Origin of the sequence: Sneathiella chinensis (genome assembly GCF_012720115.1) — a bacterium.
Taxonomy (GTDB): Bacteria; Pseudomonadota; Alphaproteobacteria; order Sneathiellales; family Sneathiellaceae; genus Sneathiella; species Sneathiella chinensis.
Genome location: NZ_VNWN01000002.1, coordinates 981,006 through 995,561 on the forward strand (window position 1 = coordinate 981,006; position 14,556 = coordinate 995,561).

12 protein-coding genes and 1 tRNA gene are annotated in these 14,556 nt (G+C 54.3%); 8 read left to right on the plus strand and 5 right to left on the minus strand.

Annotated features, from left to right (window positions below):
- Window positions 1-99: 99 nt before the first annotated feature.
- The 5 genes from FQB27_RS04695 (at window position 100) to FQB27_RS04715 (ending at window position 5,958) form a co-directional block, all read left to right on the plus strand.
- Window positions 100-1,719 (plus strand): tetratricopeptide repeat protein, encoded by a 1,620-nt coding sequence (locus tag FQB27_RS04695; RefSeq protein WP_169559683.1) that lies wholly within the window; start codon window positions 100-102, stop codon window positions 1,717-1,719.
- On the plus strand, window positions 1,703-2,584 hold the full coding sequence (locus FQB27_RS04700) for a 4-(cytidine 5'-diphospho)-2-C-methyl-D-erythritol kinase (protein ID WP_169559684.1): 882 nt from the start codon (window positions 1,703-1,705) through the stop codon (window positions 2,582-2,584). Before FQB27_RS04695 ends, FQB27_RS04700 begins: the two co-directional genes overlap by 17 nt.
- A 21-nt stretch (window positions 2,585-2,605) precedes the next feature.
- Window positions 2,606-3,460, plus strand: coding sequence for a dienelactone hydrolase family protein (locus FQB27_RS04705; RefSeq protein ID WP_169559685.1), 855 nt, complete (start codon window positions 2,606-2,608; stop codon window positions 3,458-3,460).
- 67 nt (window positions 3,461-3,527) lie between these two features.
- Window positions 3,528-3,602: transfer RNA gene (locus tag FQB27_RS04710), tRNA-Gln, on the plus strand.
- A gap of 787 nt (window positions 3,603-4,389) precedes the next feature.
- Complete coding sequence (locus tag FQB27_RS04715) at window positions 4,390-5,958, plus strand: hypothetical protein (RefSeq protein ID WP_169559686.1); 1,569 nt, start codon at window positions 4,390-4,392, stop codon at window positions 5,956-5,958.
- Window positions 5,959-6,143: 185 nt separating this feature from the next.
- On the opposite strand, the gene FQB27_RS04720 is transcribed toward FQB27_RS04715, so the two are convergent.
- Entirely contained in the window at window positions 6,144-6,872 is a 729-nt protein-coding gene (locus FQB27_RS04720) for a gamma-glutamylcyclotransferase (RefSeq protein WP_169559687.1), read from the minus strand.
- Between the two features lie 99 nt (window positions 6,873-6,971).
- Between FQB27_RS04720 and FQB27_RS04725 the strand changes: the two genes are divergently transcribed.
- On the plus strand, window positions 6,972-7,448 hold the full coding sequence (locus FQB27_RS04725) for a DUF1499 domain-containing protein (RefSeq protein ID WP_169559688.1): 477 nt from the start codon (window positions 6,972-6,974) through the stop codon (window positions 7,446-7,448).
- Here FQB27_RS04725 and FQB27_RS04730 read toward each other — a convergent pair.
- Window positions 7,438-8,181 (minus strand): sulfotransferase-like domain-containing protein, encoded by a 744-nt coding sequence (locus tag FQB27_RS04730; RefSeq protein WP_169559689.1) that lies wholly within the window; start codon window positions 8,179-8,181, stop codon window positions 7,438-7,440. The two genes, FQB27_RS04725 and FQB27_RS04730, sit on opposite strands and share 11 nt — an antisense overlap.
- A gap of 54 nt (window positions 8,182-8,235) precedes the next feature.
- The gene (locus FQB27_RS04735) at window positions 8,236-9,441 is read right to left on the minus strand and encodes an acyl-CoA dehydrogenase family protein (protein ID WP_169559690.1); all 1,206 of its coding nucleotides are present in this window, start codon (window positions 9,439-9,441) and stop codon (window positions 8,236-8,238) included.
- Between the two features lie 121 nt (window positions 9,442-9,562).
- Between FQB27_RS04735 and FQB27_RS04740 the strand changes: the two genes are divergently transcribed.
- Window positions 9,563-9,958, plus strand: coding sequence for a rhodanese-like domain-containing protein (locus tag FQB27_RS04740; RefSeq protein WP_169559691.1), 396 nt, complete (start codon window positions 9,563-9,565; stop codon window positions 9,956-9,958).
- A 66-nt stretch (window positions 9,959-10,024) separates the two neighbouring features.
- Here the strand turns inward: FQB27_RS04740 and FQB27_RS04745 are convergent, their stop codons facing one another.
- Window positions 10,025-12,019 carry an AsmA family protein gene (locus tag FQB27_RS04745; RefSeq protein WP_169559692.1) on the minus strand — a complete coding sequence of 665 codons (1,995 nt, stop codon included), beginning with the start codon at window positions 12,017-12,019 and terminating at the stop codon, window positions 10,025-10,027.
- A gap of 208 nt (window positions 12,020-12,227) precedes the next feature.
- A complete protein-coding gene (locus tag FQB27_RS04750; RefSeq protein WP_169559693.1) occupies window positions 12,228-13,154 on the minus strand; it encodes a DMT family transporter in 927 nt (308 codons plus the stop codon).
- Between the two features lie 337 nt (window positions 13,155-13,491).
- Here FQB27_RS04750 and FQB27_RS04755 point away from each other — a divergent pair, with 337 nt between their 5' ends.
- Window positions 13,492-14,475, plus strand: a complete 984-nt coding sequence (locus tag FQB27_RS04755; RefSeq protein ID WP_169559694.1) for a TRAP transporter substrate-binding protein — start codon at window positions 13,492-13,494, stop codon at window positions 14,473-14,475.
- The last annotated feature ends 81 nt before the right edge of the window (window positions 14,476-14,556 follow it).

Here is a 14,556-nt window from a genome sequence, read left to right on the forward strand (position 1 = left end):
CTTGTATTGTTGGGAACACTTGATGCATGCGCCGGAACCAATGGTTCATACGGAAAGGAACCTGTTCCTTTTCTTTTCCTTGATGAAGGCGGAACGGCGGTGGAATCCCCGCCTTCGCTGGAAGGCAACTATCTGGCCGGTCGTCAGGCCCTGCGCGAGCAGGATATGGAGGCGGCCTCCGGTTTCTTCAACAAGGCCCTCACCTTTCAAAATGAAGATGAATATCTGAAGCAAAGCGCGTTTCAGGCGGCTCTTGCCAGCGGTGATATGGACAAGGCGCTGGAACTGGCGGCTGAACTGGCGGCTGACCCGGACAATCGCATCGATGCCGCGTGGCTGGTGCTGGCCATTGATGCCATGCGGAATGGCGACCTGACAGAAGCCAGAACCATGCTGGACAAGACAACGCCGTCCGGCTTTAATTCTTTCCTGAAACCGGTTCTGATGGCGTGGGTTATTCTGGGGCAGGGGGATGTTGAAGGCGCCGTCGCGGCGCTGGACGGTCTGGATCGGAATGAAGGGTTCAGTGTCCTGAAATCCTATCATCTTGGTCTGCTGGCTCATGCCTCCGGGGATGCGGAACTGGCGCGCTCGCAATATGAGGCGGCCATGAAGGGGCCCGCGGCCCGCGCTGTCCGTCTGGTTCAGTCCTACGGGATTTTCCTGATGGAGCAGGGCGAGGTTGACGCTGCCAGAAACCTTTATGAGGGGTATCTGGAGCGGTACCCCCTTAGCCCGACCATTAACCAGATGCTGACCGACATGGATGCCGGAAAACCGGTGGAGCCGCTTATCCGCAATCCGGTCGAAGGCATGGCCGAAGCCCTGTACAGTTCTGCCACCATTGTCGGGCAGGAGAAAATCAACGGCGTGGCATCGACCTATGCCCATTTTGCCCTGATGCTGAAGCCGGATTTCCCCGTGGCCATTTCGTTGCTGGCCGAGATTGCCGAGGATCGCCGCAACTGGGGTAAGGCGCTGGAATTGTACCGGAAAATTCCGCCTACCTCCCAGTTTGGTGTGAATGCGGAAACCCGTGCCGCATGGGCCGAACACAAGATTGGTGGAAGCGAGGCCGCCATTCGCAAGCTGGAGGTACTGGCAAAAGACAACCCGGACCAGATCGAGCCGCTGGTTGTTCTGGCGGACCTGTTCCGGGATAACAAGGACTGGAAAAACGCCGCCGACGCCTATGGCCGCGCCATCGACAAGTCGGAAGGGTTCCCGGATCGTTTGTGGTCGCTTTATTATGCCCGTGGTATTGCCTATGAGCGGATGGATGAATGGCCCGCCGCCGAGGAGGATCTGCTGCGTGCCCTGAAGCTGCGCCCGGACCATCCGCAAATCCTGAACTATCTTGGATATTCGTGGGCCGATCGGGGCGAGAAGCTGGAACAGGCCAAGGACATGCTCATTAAGGCGGTGTCTCTCCGCCCTCGGGATGGCTATATCGTGGACAGTCTGGGCTGGCTCTATTACCGGCTGAATGATTTCGACAATGCGGTAACCCAGTTGGAGAATGCCGTCTCGCTGGTGCCCGCTGATCCCACCATCAATGATCACCTTGGCGATGCCTATTGGCGGGTTGGCCGGTATGACGAGGCCCGGTATCAGTGGCAACGGTCCCTGTGGCTGGAGCCGGAGGAGGACATGATCCCCCTGATTGAGGAAAAGCTGAAATCGGGTCTGGAAGGTCTGCCGGATGACGCAACCCGGTAACTTGTTTGAAGTCGCGCCGCCCAAGATCAATCTTTTCCTGCATGTCACCGGCCGGCGAGAGGATGGCTATCATTTGCTGGAAAGCCTCGCGGTTTTCCTGACCCACGGGGACCGGGTTTCCGCACAGGCGGACACGGCGGTATCGCTGGCGGTGGCCGGGCCGTTTGCCGCTCCCTTGCAAGGTGACGGTTCCAATCTGGTGACACAGGCAGCCGCACTTCTGCAAAGCCGGTATCCGCAGGCCGCCGGGGCAGGGGCAAGGCTTACGCTCAAGAAGGTTCTGCCCGTCGCCTCCGGTATTGGTGGTGGGTCTGCTGATGCGGCGGCGACTTTACGTCTACTCAATCGCTTGTGGGGCCTTGGGCTTGGCAGGGAGGCCCTGTCCGCTCTTGGCGAGGAGCTGGGCGCGGATGTCCCGGTTTGTGTGCGGGGGCGGCCCGCTCTGATGTCCGGGATTGGGGAAACGCTGATTGATGTCCCCGGATTGCCCGAGGCGGGTATCCTGCTCGTCAATCCGGGGGTCGAGGTTTCCACACCGCAGGTTTTCAAGGCGCTGGGACCGCTGAAAGGGGCGCGGCCTGTGCCGGACTTTTCAGGGGTGTCGTTTGCTGGCCTGATTGACGGATTGCGGCAATGCGAAAATGACCTGCAACCGGCGGCTATCCGCCTCTGCCCGGAAATCAAACAGGTGCTTGCTGTTCTTGATGGATTGGAGGGCGCCCGCCTTACCCGGATGAGCGGCAGCGGGGCGACCTGTTTTGCCCTGTTCAGTTCAGAGGAAGAGGCCCGGCAGGCAGCTCAAAAAATTGCATCAGACCATCCGCGCTGGTGGGGCATGGCAGGGCGACTGGATACAGGGGCGTAAAGAAACAAACGGGGGGAGACGATGAGAAAGCAGGCATCTTTGTTGCTGCTCATGCTGGCGGTTCTTCTTCCCGCTTGCGGGGGAGGGGGCACGCACCGGACCGAGACCCGACCCTGGGGTCCGGGGCCGATGGATGACCTTTCTGATCCCGAGCGGGAATGGAGAAACGCGCTTGTCGTGCTGCCGCTTCGCGGTTCGGCGGGGTCCATGATCACGGTGAATGATGGTGGATTGGCCTTCGGTGCCCTGACCGGGGCCAGCCATGCGACCCGGTGGCCGGTGATTGTCTTGATTGCCGGGTGTGAGCGGCCGGTCTCGCCGCGTCTGATGCGGGCACTGGCCGAACAGGGCTATGTCACCTTCGCCCCGGACAGCCGGGCCCGCCTGCGGCAACCGCTTCACTGCGAGGGGGAGGTGCTTTCCGATCTGGACCGGGCGACCAGAAACCTCGCGCCGCGGCAGGCGACAATCAATTACACCTTCCAAAAACTGCAGGCGCAGGATTGGGTCGATACGGACCGTATGTTCCTGATTGGCGAGCGGGATGGCGCGGCCGCCGTGGCAACCCTGTCCGGCGCCGGAATTGCGGGCCGGGTGCTGGCGGAATGGGATTGCCTGCCAACGGACGCAGGGCATGGGGCCGACAGGGTCGCGACCAGCGCTGCCAGCGGTATTCGCAACGCCGCCGTGGCCCCTGTTTTTGCGGTGACCTCAGCCGTGGTCCCAACCCATGCCGGGGACTGCTCACCGTTTCTTGGGGACAGCCCGCACTCCGCCGTTTTGGCCCTTCACGCCAAGCATTCCCCGGACGTCCTGACAGAACCGGTCGTATTTACGGAATTGCTCAAGTTTCTCGATCGTCGCATTTTCAGATAACCACACGAAAAAATTAAATTTAGGACTTGAGATTGTGATCCTCTTTGGATAGAAAAGGGCTCCTCGTTGGGGTGTAGCCAAGCGGTAAGGCAGCGGTTTTTGGTATCGCCATGCGCAGGTTCGAATCCTGCCACCCCAGCCACTCACTTTCCTCTCAATATTCATCCGTGACAGTTTGCTTCATTCTTGGGCTGGAAGCTGTAGTGGTCGTTCTCTTTTGCCTTAGGTTCCCGTTTGTGACTGCTATGCGGTAGCGGTGTGAACTTTATCGGGCTTAAGGTCTTGATTCGGCGCGGGGACAATTTTCAGGAAATTTGTTCTATAAAAATATTACAATAATGTTGTTTAAAGTAATAATTTAGTTTCACAAAGAAGTTTAATGTATCTTGGTGTGGTTAATTAAGACATATTGAAATACATCCATAATTATAGATAAACTTTTGTCTTCGTGGAAATAAATTTTTTCTAATTTTTCTTGTCATTTATTTTGAAAACACAGATACTCCGTCCCAGTTGAGCGACTGATCATCGGTCAACGGGATATCCCCCCCGATATCCAAAAGATTTTAGTAACGAGTACAGTATCGCGTACCCTAGTATTGAGTACAGTATCGAGTACCCCAGTATTGAGTATCTATTAGTTGCGTATTCAGTATTGATTACATTAGTACCAAGTACCCCAAATACCTCAAGTACCCCACTGGCTTCAGGCTTCCTGCTGTCAGACTTGATATGATCCCGGCACCGACCCCTCGTGCCGGGATTATTGCTTTTTGGAGTGGTCGTGCCGGACAAACACCGGGGACGTCGTTTCAAACCGCCAAGACAATGTTGTTGGAAATGGGCGCTCATTAGTAAGCGGATTTCTACTAGACTTTTATGTCCAGATCGGGCGGACATCAGACCAGATTAAATCACGCAAACCATTCTTGGCTAAATCAATTTTTTTCCGGGGACTTATGCTGTGTTCTTTCAGTTTAGTTGAGGTATTTGTAATTTTATGGTGTAGTTTTGGCTATCTATGGTCAGTCGGTGGGCTTGAAGAAGGTAGTTTTATTGTGGTGGCTTTATTCGAATGGGAATGTTTTGAAGGTCTCATAAATGATGGTGACTATGAGCTGCATGATGATAGTATTTTGCATGCTCCGGTATCTGACATATCGATTAAAAGAAGTGATGATTTTCAAATTTATGTAACAACAAAGTCTCGAGAAGCAGTTCGCTGTAATAGGGTGAATTACCCTTTGGGCACAGTCAGGGAGAACCAAGAGACGACGAAAATAGTATCTAAATTTAGTTCAAGAGAGATCGTTTTAAGAGGAGTTGGAGCAACAAGTTATACTATTTCAAGTGACTTTCGACAAGGTGGTGTTTTTGAAGAAACAGCTTATATTCACTCTGTTGAAGGTTGTTTTTTGTCCCCGGAGAATGGTTGCTATCTATTTGAATGGGTGGAGAACATAGACGCTTCCTATTTTTATTGGCCGCGCATCATAACGCTTAGTAGGGAAGAAACAATAACGGTTAGTTTTGAAGATGAAGTGCCGGAAATTTGTTTGAGTGAGAAAAAAATAGGTAAAGGTGGTTCTGAGAGAAGGGGTGTCAAATTATCTATTGATGGGAATGAATTGTATGTTTCGAAAGTCAGTGGTGAAAGGTCTGGGAGGGCATTTATTATGTATAAGGGGTGCCCATCAGATGAGGTAAGGAATAAAATAAGGGATTGTATATCATTTTGTTTGGGAAGACCTATCATTTATTTAGGTAACACAATTCTTGATAAAAAATTATCTTTGGTTTCTTTCTCTGCAATCAGTGCGTATAGCTTCAATGGAGCCGCAATCAACTTACCTATATGTCCGCCCGTATGTTTAGGTGAGAGAGATAAAACTAAAATTAGTGAGATTAAACTAAATCTATTGGTTAAGGGATTGTACGGAATTTACGATAAGCATAATGTTAGGGGCCTTTTTTGGCAGTATTGGCACGCCGTATGTTCTCCTGTGCATTCTGCGCCTGTGCAGTTCGGATCTTGTATTGAAGCATTAACAAACTCTATTCTTCGTATTAACAAGAGAGCAGTAAAAACTAAGATATTAGAAGAAATGGATTGGAAAGCGTTTGCCAAAGAAGCAGATAAAATGCTTCTGCATCTTGATATATGTGAAGAAGGGAAGAAGGTAATACGAAAAAAAATAAGCTCACTTAACAGCGCGCCACAGAAACTTGTAAACGAAAGGGTTTATGAATTTCTTAATCTTGAATTTACGGAAATGGAAAAAGTCGTTTGGGAAAGGAGGAATGCTGCGGCCCATGGAAGGGGGGGCGAAGAAAAAAATCATGCAGCTCTAATACGGGAAAACAAAATTTTAAGAATTTTATTCCACAGGCTTCTAATAAAGGTCTCAGGGGGATGTGACCAGTATATTGATTTTTATACCATAAATCATCCAATAAGACTTATAGAAACAGGTATTCCATCAGACGTAGTCGACTAGCTTGCGGTTTCAATGACACTGAGGCAGATGTTTTTTGAGTATTAAATGGTTTCTCTGGGTTTTGTCTCATAAATAGTTTGAATATATTTCTCCGAAGTCTTTGGAATGATACTGAAGGCTGCTCTTGTGTTGTTTATCATTGAATACGGCAATAGTAGCAAGTTAGCGCAGGACATGCCCTTGCACTATGTTCCATTGGCTTGGGAAAGCTCGTTGATCAGCTTCCGTTCCACCCCAGACTCTTCCAGGTCCCTGAGCAACTCGTGAAGATAGCTGTCGACCACGTTGATTTCGTCAAGATGGGCCACGGTGTTTTCAAGATATTGCCGGCAGGAGCCAAGATAGCCTTCACCCCGGGCGATGCGCTGGAGCGTTTCTTCCCGGCTCATCTGCTGGACGTAGCGGGGATGGTCCCGGTTGACCACAAAGGTCATGCCCGTGAACATGTGCCCGTCCGACTGGAGGCGGCACCATTTCGGCTTATAGGCCCCGGTCAGCATCTCCCGCATCCAGAGGATCGTTGTCTCGCTTTCCACCAGTTCTTCCGGGATATAGAAGGCCCGCCCGTTGCAGGAGCCCCCGGTATCGAGGGCCAGCATCAATCCCGGCTTGTCCGGGCTGCCCCGTCCCATGGTGAGGGACAGGCAGAACCGCCGGCGATAGCCAAAAAGGCGGGCAGGGCGGGACTGTTCGAACTCGAACGCCGGGTTCCAGAGAAGCGAGCCATAGCCGAACACCCAAAGGCCCTGTTGCTTACCCTGCCGGTCTTGAGGGTGCTTTTCTTTCTGCCCAAGAAATTGCAGCCTGTTTTCTGCCCTTTCTTCATGGGTGAGGGCGTGATAAGGGCCGTGCTTTCGGGCCTCGGCGATAATTTGATCAATGCGTTGAGGGGTGAAATCCTCTCGTTTCAGCATGGTGTTCCTGTTCTTGTGCGTGCTTTTTCATTATTGAACCCGGTTATGGTACGGTAGCTTTTAATTTAGGGTCAAGGCGTGAGAGGTCTATTTTCGAGTATGCTTAAATTCCTGTTGAAAGGGGTGCGCCGGTTGCCGATCGAGTTTGGTGACCTGGAAAAACCGCGCACACCGAACAGTTTTCTGATGGCACCGGAGGGAGTATGCCATAAGGCCGTACCCGATGCAGGGAGCCCGGCCTTTCCTGTGCCCGTAGAGACCCTGCGGGAGGTCTTCAAAGTGGTGGCGCTGTCGCACCCACGGGTGGAGGCCTTGCCGGAGAACCTTCCAGAGAACTTCCCGGAAAGTCTGCCGGATAATCCGCCAGGCGAAGTGCCGCTTCAGGATGAATATGTGCAATATTCGAAAGGGATCGGCTTTCCCGATACGATTACCGTCCGGTTCTTACCGGCGGGAGAGGGCGGCTCCACCCTTGCGGTGTTCAGCCGGGCCCATTACGGCATTCGCGATTTCGGGGTGAACCGCAATCGGGTGCTGTTGTGGATCGAAGAGCTGCGGAACAGGCTTAAAGCGTGATCTTGCGCGCTTTCATGGCTTCATAGCTGGGCCGCAACTGGTCCGCCAGTTTTTCGAGGGCGGGGGGTAACTCAACCTCTCGCGGGGTATATTTCTGGAACCCGGTCGAGGCCTCGACAGCGCCGTACCAGTGCTTGCCCCAGACGCCGTCGGCGGGATGGGGGCCGGACGGCCACTCCAGCATGGCCTCATCGAAGGGGAGCCCGCATTCCTGACACAGCAATTCCAGCATTTCACGGGGCTGGCGAAGGATATCCTCCCCCTCCACCACAACAACGGGGTTGGGGCTGTGGGCCGCGAAATAGGTGTAAAGTTCGACCTGCCGCTCAAATCCGGTGGCATCGGCGGAAACCTGATCCCACTTGGCGGCGAAGGAGGCAATGACCAGCCGCGGGTCCCGAAGCAGGAAACAATGGGTATGATGGGCGAGGGCCGACAGGTCGATTTCATCCAGCATATGTTGTGACATATGTTTGATGTAGAGGAGCGTTTTCCCATCCGAAAGGGGACCGTTCAGCGTGTCGGTTACCGTCTGCCAGCGGGTTGGCTGGCTGGCGATCACGGCTTCCTTCATGGGATGATCAAGGCCCGTTTTCTTCAGGTACCAGGCGTAATAGGGTTCATCAACCGGCAGGCAATCGGAACGGTTGCCGAAGGACCGCATCATGGCGGTGGAGATATTTCGGGGCCCGGACCACATGGACAGGCGCGTTTCGGGAAAGGTTTCTGTCATGGCAAGGTCCCTGATGGGCGGGGCAGCCTTTTGGAACTGCCCCGGTTCGTCGGATCAAAGGCCAAGGATCAGTTTGGCCATGATGTTACGCTGGATCTCGTTCGATCCACCATAGATGGACACCTTGCGGGCGTTGAAGTAGCGGGGCGCCACGCCGCTGGCGTAATCGGCACCCACCGGTTCTTCATTCTGGCCCGGACGCAGGGGCAGGAAAGGCACCGCCGTAGTGCCTACGGCCTCAAGGGCCAGTTCCACAACCGCCTGATAGAGGTCCGTCCCCCGGCATTTCATCAGGGACGAGGCCGGGCCCATATTCTGGCCGGACCCCAGTTTGCTGAGAATGCGAAGTTCGGTCATCTCAAGCGCTTGAACCTCGACTTCCAGCTTGGCCAGTTTCTGGCGGAAGTCCGGGTTTTCGATGACGGGACTGTTGCCGTCGGTTTCGCTGAACGCGATGGTGCGGATTTTCTCCACACCCCGTTTCAACCGGCCCGCATAGGCGTTGCCCCGCTCAAATTCGAGCAGGTACTTGGCGTAGGTCCATCCCTGATTGACCTCGCCAATCAGGTTTTCCTTAGGCACCTTCACATCATCGAAGAACACCTGATTGACCTCCTGCATGCCGGAGACCGGCAGGTCCAGGGTCTGGATCGGGTCGATCTTGATACCGGGGGTCTTCATATCGATCAGCAGGAAGGAAATGCCTTCCTGTCGCTTGCCCTCGGTCGAGGTGCGGACCAGACAGAAAATCCAGTCAGCATACTGGGCGAGGGTGGTCCAGATCTTGGAGCCGTTGCAGAGGAAATGATCGCCCTTGTCCTCGGCCTTCATCTGGAGCGAGGCAAGGTCGGAGCCGGAACCCGGTTCGGAATATCCCTGACACCACCAGTCCTCGTTCGAGAGGATGCGGGGCAGGAAGCGCTTTTTCTGTTCCTCGTTGCCAAACTTCATAATGACCGGGGCGCACATTTTCAGGCCGAAGGGCATGATCCCGGGTGCATTGGCGTTGGCCATTTCGGTTTCGAAGATATATTTCTGGGTGGGGGTCCAGCCCGGCCCACCATATTCAACCGGCCAGTCGGTCGCCAGCCATCCTTTTTTCGCCAATGCGTTCTGCCATTTGACATGGTCTTCCTTGGGCAGATAGCTGTTGCGGTTCGTAGCCATCTTCCCGCGCAGGTCGTCGTCAAAATTCTCGCTGATGAAATCAACCACTTCCTGACGGAATTCTGCATCAGTTTTTGTGAATGAAAGGTCCATATCTCCCTCGCTTTTTTTTCGCTTTTTATAGGCTGGTCTACACCTCCCTGAGATAGTAGCATCAACCCCGGACATTTTCGGATGTACATTATCATAATCTCATCACGACACTGGAGCAAAAATGAAAAAAACAGTCAAACAGTTGGTCGCGGAAGCAAATTCACGCATTGAAACCCTTTCCGTTGAGCAGGCGATCGGCCTGCATGGTACGGATGGTGTGACTTTTGTTGACATTCGTGATGTTCGGGAGCTGGAGCGGGACGGTCAGGTTCCCGGTGCCGTTCATGCGCCGCGCGGGATGCTGGAATTCTGGGTGGACCCGGAAAGCCCTTATCACCGGGACGTGTTCGCCAGCGGAAACCGCTTTGTCTTTTTCTGTGCCGCCGGTTGGCGCAGTGCCCTTGCAACGGATGCGGTTCGCAATATGGGGCTTGAAAATATCTGCCATATCGATGGCGGGTTTGGTGCCTGGAAAAAAGCGGGCGGCCCGGTCGAAGAAAGAAAACCCAAGGGCTGACATTCCAGATAACGACACTAAAAAAGGGCAGCAACCGCTGCCCTTTTTGTTTGGCCTGTGGCCGGATCAGTTCTTGGAGCCACCAAGGAAACCGCCCAGGCCCTTTTTCAGGGTGTCCTTGACAGCATCGCCGCCGCCCTTGCCAAGATCCTCCAGCGTTTTCTTGCCGGAGCCTTCCAGCGTATCTTTCAGTTTGGAAGGATCGGCAACATTTTTGAGGGCGCCCGCAAGGTCCGGTGCGAATTTGGGATCGTCCCAACCGCCGGTGATCTTGATGGGAACCATGATGCCGCCAGCCTGTCCGCCGCCCTGACCTTCTGAACTGGCGACCAGTTTCGGCTCCAGACGATAGTCAAGGGTTTGCGGCGGCATGTTGACCGTTCCGGACCCTGTCAGGCGGATGAAGGGGTTCTTCATCAACAGGTCGGAGTTGGTGAGCAGGCCGTTCTTGATGTCGAAGGTGCCGGAAAGTTCAGCGAAGTCGGTTTTCTGTTCGTCGCCGCTGCCCTGGAAGGCGTTGGTTACATTCCGGGCCATGGCCGCAAGGTTGATACCCTTGATGGCGCCGTCTTCAAACAGGATCCGGCCATTGCCGTTCAGCTTTTCAACCATCTGTTTCTGGGAATTCCCGGTGGCCGCCAGATCGAACTGGATCAGGCCGGTGCCTTCAAGGCGATCGAAATCCGCCGCATCGGTCAGCAAGGGGTTCAGGCTGATCCCTTCCATGGTGAAGGATTTCTTGATGGACGGGGTTTTTCCGGACGCGTTCAGGACAACCTGACCACGGCCCACACCTTCATACAGGTTCAGTTCCTTGAGCTCTGCATTCAGTACACCGTTTTTCAGAACCGTGGACAGGGCGCTTTTACCGATCTTGATTTCCTGCACCAGAATTTTGCCGACGGTAAGGTCAAATTTGGCGTTGGCGGCTTTCAGGCCGGAAAAATCAAACGGGGTATCATCCCATTTCTGGCCGTCTGCTTTTGCCGGGGTTGCCTTGGTATCGGCTTTTTCGCCTTGATCTTCCGGCAGGTACGGATTGACATCCAGTTCCGGAATATCGAGACGCCCTTCAAGCGAGGGAACCTTGCCGGCAAGGCTGACCTTGAAGTCGCCGTCCGCAGTGATCTTGTCGAAGGCAATCTTTGAGTTGGTAAAGGTATAGAGAGTATCCTTTACGCCAACAGCGCCTTCAATTGTCAGGGTTTCAAACGTGCCGTCCCGGGCTTCGAGGGGCGCGCCGACCCAACCGGCCAGCGACTTGACGGACGGAACCTCAAGGTTTGTCTGGCCTGTCACTGCAATCGGGGTCAGGGTGGCAATTTCACCGTCAAATGTCAGGCGAAGCGGATTGCCGGACAGTTCGGCAGAGACAGACGTCGCCTTGTTTTCAAGAATGGCCCGGAGCTTGCCAACACTGGTCTTGATGTTGATGGTTTCGTTGTTCCAGTCGGCGCGACCTTCTGCGCTGAACGGCTGGTCCAGCCCCTTCAGGACGAGGGCCAGATTGACATTGTCCAGAACTTCGGCGGTGCCGGATGCCTGATCGGTATAGGAAATACGGGCGTTCTTAAGCTGGACGTCACCAAGGCTGAGATCGCTGATCCCGAGGGAGTCCGCACCGGAGGCAGCATCATCAGCCTTGGCATCCTTTGCCGGTGCTTCTCCGCTGGCCGTATCAAAGACCCAGTTCTGTTTTCCGGTCTTGTCGACCTCAAGATTGACAACCAGTCCGTCGAGGACAAACTTGTCCACCTCGACCTGACCGCCAAGCAGGGGCAGCAGTTTCAATTCCACCGTCAGGGTGTTGATTTCCGCCATGTTGGGCTGGCTGCTGCTGGGGGCATTGGAAAAAGAAACCTTTGATGAGTTCAGGCCCAGAACCGGGAAAACACTGATCCCGAAATCTCCGTCAATGGCGAGGGTGCGCCCGGTGGCATCGTTGGTTGCGATGATCAGTTCTTCCTTGATCCGGTCTGCCGGCACAAGAAAGGGAATGGCAATTACTGCCGCGACCAGAAGGACGATCAGCCCCAAAAGTCCATAGAATATCTTTTTCATTACAAGCCCCATCAAATGATTGAAAACGCCGCTCAAGGTTCTGGGGGGAAACATTTCGGAACGTCCCCTGAAGGCACAGGACCGGCGTCTGAGTATACTGTTTCTACTCTTACACGAATTTGTGACTGAAAGAAGACCCGTTTACAATTAACTGGGGTTGGAAAGAGCCGGAATCAACTCTTCTGGGGTCTTCTTCAGTCTTCTCTGCCTATTTGGATTTACTCACCATGTATAATCCGCAGAAGATGAGGGCAACCGCCCCCCAGACATACCATTGCAGGCTTTCCCCGAACAGGAAGAAGCCGAAGGCCATGGTTGTCAGGGTGATGAAATAGGAAATTTGGCTGAAATAGACGGGGCCAGCGATCCGCTGCAATTCGAAATAGGCAATAAAGCCGATGAAGGACAGCAGGATACTGACCAGCAGAATTTTGTTGGCGGATGACCCGCTAAGGTCGGGTACATACAGGTTGTCGGTGAAATAGACGACCGGCAACAGCATCAGGGCCGTTGCCAGCAGCATCCCAGCCGCCAGCGGCAAGGAACCGGTACCCGGAGGCCAGTCGCGGGAGCGATAGACATTCCCGCAGGCCAGAAACAGCGGCACGGTAAAGGCCAGCGCCACCCAGAGCGGCGGCGCCGCATCAAGGGCGTCCGTATTCCCAAGCAGAAGCGGTGTGACAATGATGATAAGGGCACCGATAAAGCCCAGCATCAGGCCAAAGATTTTCTTGGGAGCGGCCCGGTCCATGCCAAACAGCACGGCAAGGGCGAAGGTGGCAACCGGTGACAGCGGATAGGCAAGACCCGCCAGACCCGCCCCGATCTTTGAGGCGGCCATGAAGGACAGGGTTGTCGGAAAGGCATTCCCGAGAATGCCGGCAATGACATAGTAGCGCAGATGACGCGGGGCAAGGCGGGGGCGCTGGCCCTTGAGGGAGGCCGTCAGCGCCAGCAACAATCCGGCCCCCAGCATTTGCCAGAAGACAAGCGCCATGGGGGACAGGCCATGTTGCGCGCCCAGCTTGGCAAGGGAGATGGTGGTGCCGAAGGTGATCCCGAAAATCAGCACATAAAGAGGGGCCTGAAGAGGCGGTTTTGAAGAGGAGGTCAGACTGCTTTCTTCGGTCGTCATGATTGTTACAAACTTTCCCCGGGAGGGTCGGGTAATGAGGAAAAAGGCCGGTCGGGGAGACGGGCATCCGTTCGGGCATACATAGCAGACCGGACCGGCATCGTCACAGGAATTTGTGGCGCCAAGGCCTTTTCAAGGCGGCAGACGTTGTTTCCGTCCAGCATTTTAGGGGCAGGGGCGACCGGTGGATTGCGGCTGGCTCGCTAAAGAATGCAAAACAATGTATTGTGTTACTTTAATTTAGATTTATTGTGTTTTCGGGGTAGTTGAATTGACGGATCGGCTGTCCGTGTCAAACGGGGCCGCAAACAGAAAAATGAAATGGAGGAGACTGGAAATGCGTTTTATCAAAACCGTTGCAATGGTGGCCGGGCTGGCCATGGCCAGTGCACTGGCCCATGCGGAACCGGTGACAATCAAGTTTTCCCATGTTGTCGCTGAGAATACGCCAAAAGGCCAGATGGCCCTGAAGTTCAAGGAATTGGCAGAGCAGCGCCTGCCCGGCAAGGTGGTGGTTGAGGTGTTCCCCAATTCCCAGCTTTTCGGGGACAACAAGGTTCTGGAGGCCATGCTTCTGGGAGATGTCCAGATCGCGGCACCTTCCCTGTCTAAATTCAACAAATATACAAAACAGCTACAGGTTTTTGACTTGCCCTTCCTGTTCAAGGACATGGAAGCCGTGGAGCGTTTCCAGCAGGGTCCGGCCGGTCAGGAATTGCTGAATTCCATGACAGGCAAGGGATTGCTGGGGCTGGGATATCTGCATAATGGCCTGAAGCAGCTTTCCGCAACGCGGGAATTGCGCTCTCCGAAGGATGCCGATGGACTGAAATTCCGGATCCAGTCATCTGACGTGCTGGCCGCGCAGTTTGAGGCCCTTGGCGCCATTCCGCTGAAGAAGCCGTTCTCGGAAGTGTTCCTTCTGTTGCAGACCAAGGCCATTGATGGGCAGGAAAACACCTGGTCCAACATCTATTCCAAGAAATTCTTTGAGGTGCAGGAACATATCACGGCCTCCAACCATGGTCTGATTGATTATCTGGTGGTTACCTCCAACGAATTCTGGAGCGGATTGCCGGATGATATGCGCACGGAGTTGGATGGTGCCATGAAGGAAGCCATCGCCCATGGCAACAAGATTGCCGAGGAAAAAGCCGTCAATGACCGCAAGCGGATCGCGGATTCCGGGCGCAGCACCATTCTGGACCTGAGCGATGCAGAGCGGGCCCAGTGGGTCGAGGCCATGAAACCTGTCTGGGACAAGTTCGCCGGTGAAATCGGTCAGGATCTGATTGATGCGGCGGTTGCCTCCAATAACTAATCGTCCGTAAATGTGCACTCTTGAAGTCAGGGGGAGGCGTGCGTCAGTTTGTCGATAGGCTGGAGGAGGGAGTTATCTCCC

Excerpts from the sequence above, each read along its gene's own strand:
- FQB27_RS04700 (WP_169559684.1), top strand. The coding sequence starts at position 1,703 with ATGACGCAACCCGGTAACTTGTTTGAAGTCGCGCCGCCCAAGATCAAT.
- FQB27_RS04705 (WP_169559685.1), top strand. The coding sequence starts at position 2,606 with ATGAGAAAGCAGGCATCTTTGTTGCTGCTCATGCTGGCGGTTCTTCTT.
- FQB27_RS04720 (WP_169559687.1), bottom strand. The coding sequence starts at position 6,872 with ATGCTGAAACGAGAGGATTTCACCCCTCAACGCATTGATCAAATTATC.
- FQB27_RS04725 (WP_169559688.1), top strand. The coding sequence starts at position 6,972 with ATGCTTAAATTCCTGTTGAAAGGGGTGCGCCGGTTGCCGATCGAGTTT.
- FQB27_RS04730 (WP_169559689.1), bottom strand. The coding sequence starts at position 8,181 with ATGACAGAAACCTTTCCCGAAACGCGCCTGTCCATGTGGTCCGGGCCC.
- FQB27_RS04735 (WP_169559690.1), bottom strand. The coding sequence starts at position 9,441 with ATGGACCTTTCATTCACAAAAACTGATGCAGAATTCCGTCAGGAAGTG.
- FQB27_RS04740 (WP_169559691.1), top strand. The coding sequence starts at position 9,563 with ATGAAAAAAACAGTCAAACAGTTGGTCGCGGAAGCAAATTCACGCATT.
- FQB27_RS04745 (WP_169559692.1), bottom strand. The coding sequence starts at position 12,019 with ATGAAAAAGATATTCTATGGACTTTTGGGGCTGATCGTCCTTCTGGTC.
- FQB27_RS04750 (WP_169559693.1), bottom strand. The coding sequence starts at position 13,154 with ATGACGACCGAAGAAAGCAGTCTGACCTCCTCTTCAAAACCGCCTCTT.
- FQB27_RS04755 (WP_169559694.1), top strand. The coding sequence starts at position 13,492 with ATGCGTTTTATCAAAACCGTTGCAATGGTGGCCGGGCTGGCCATGGCC.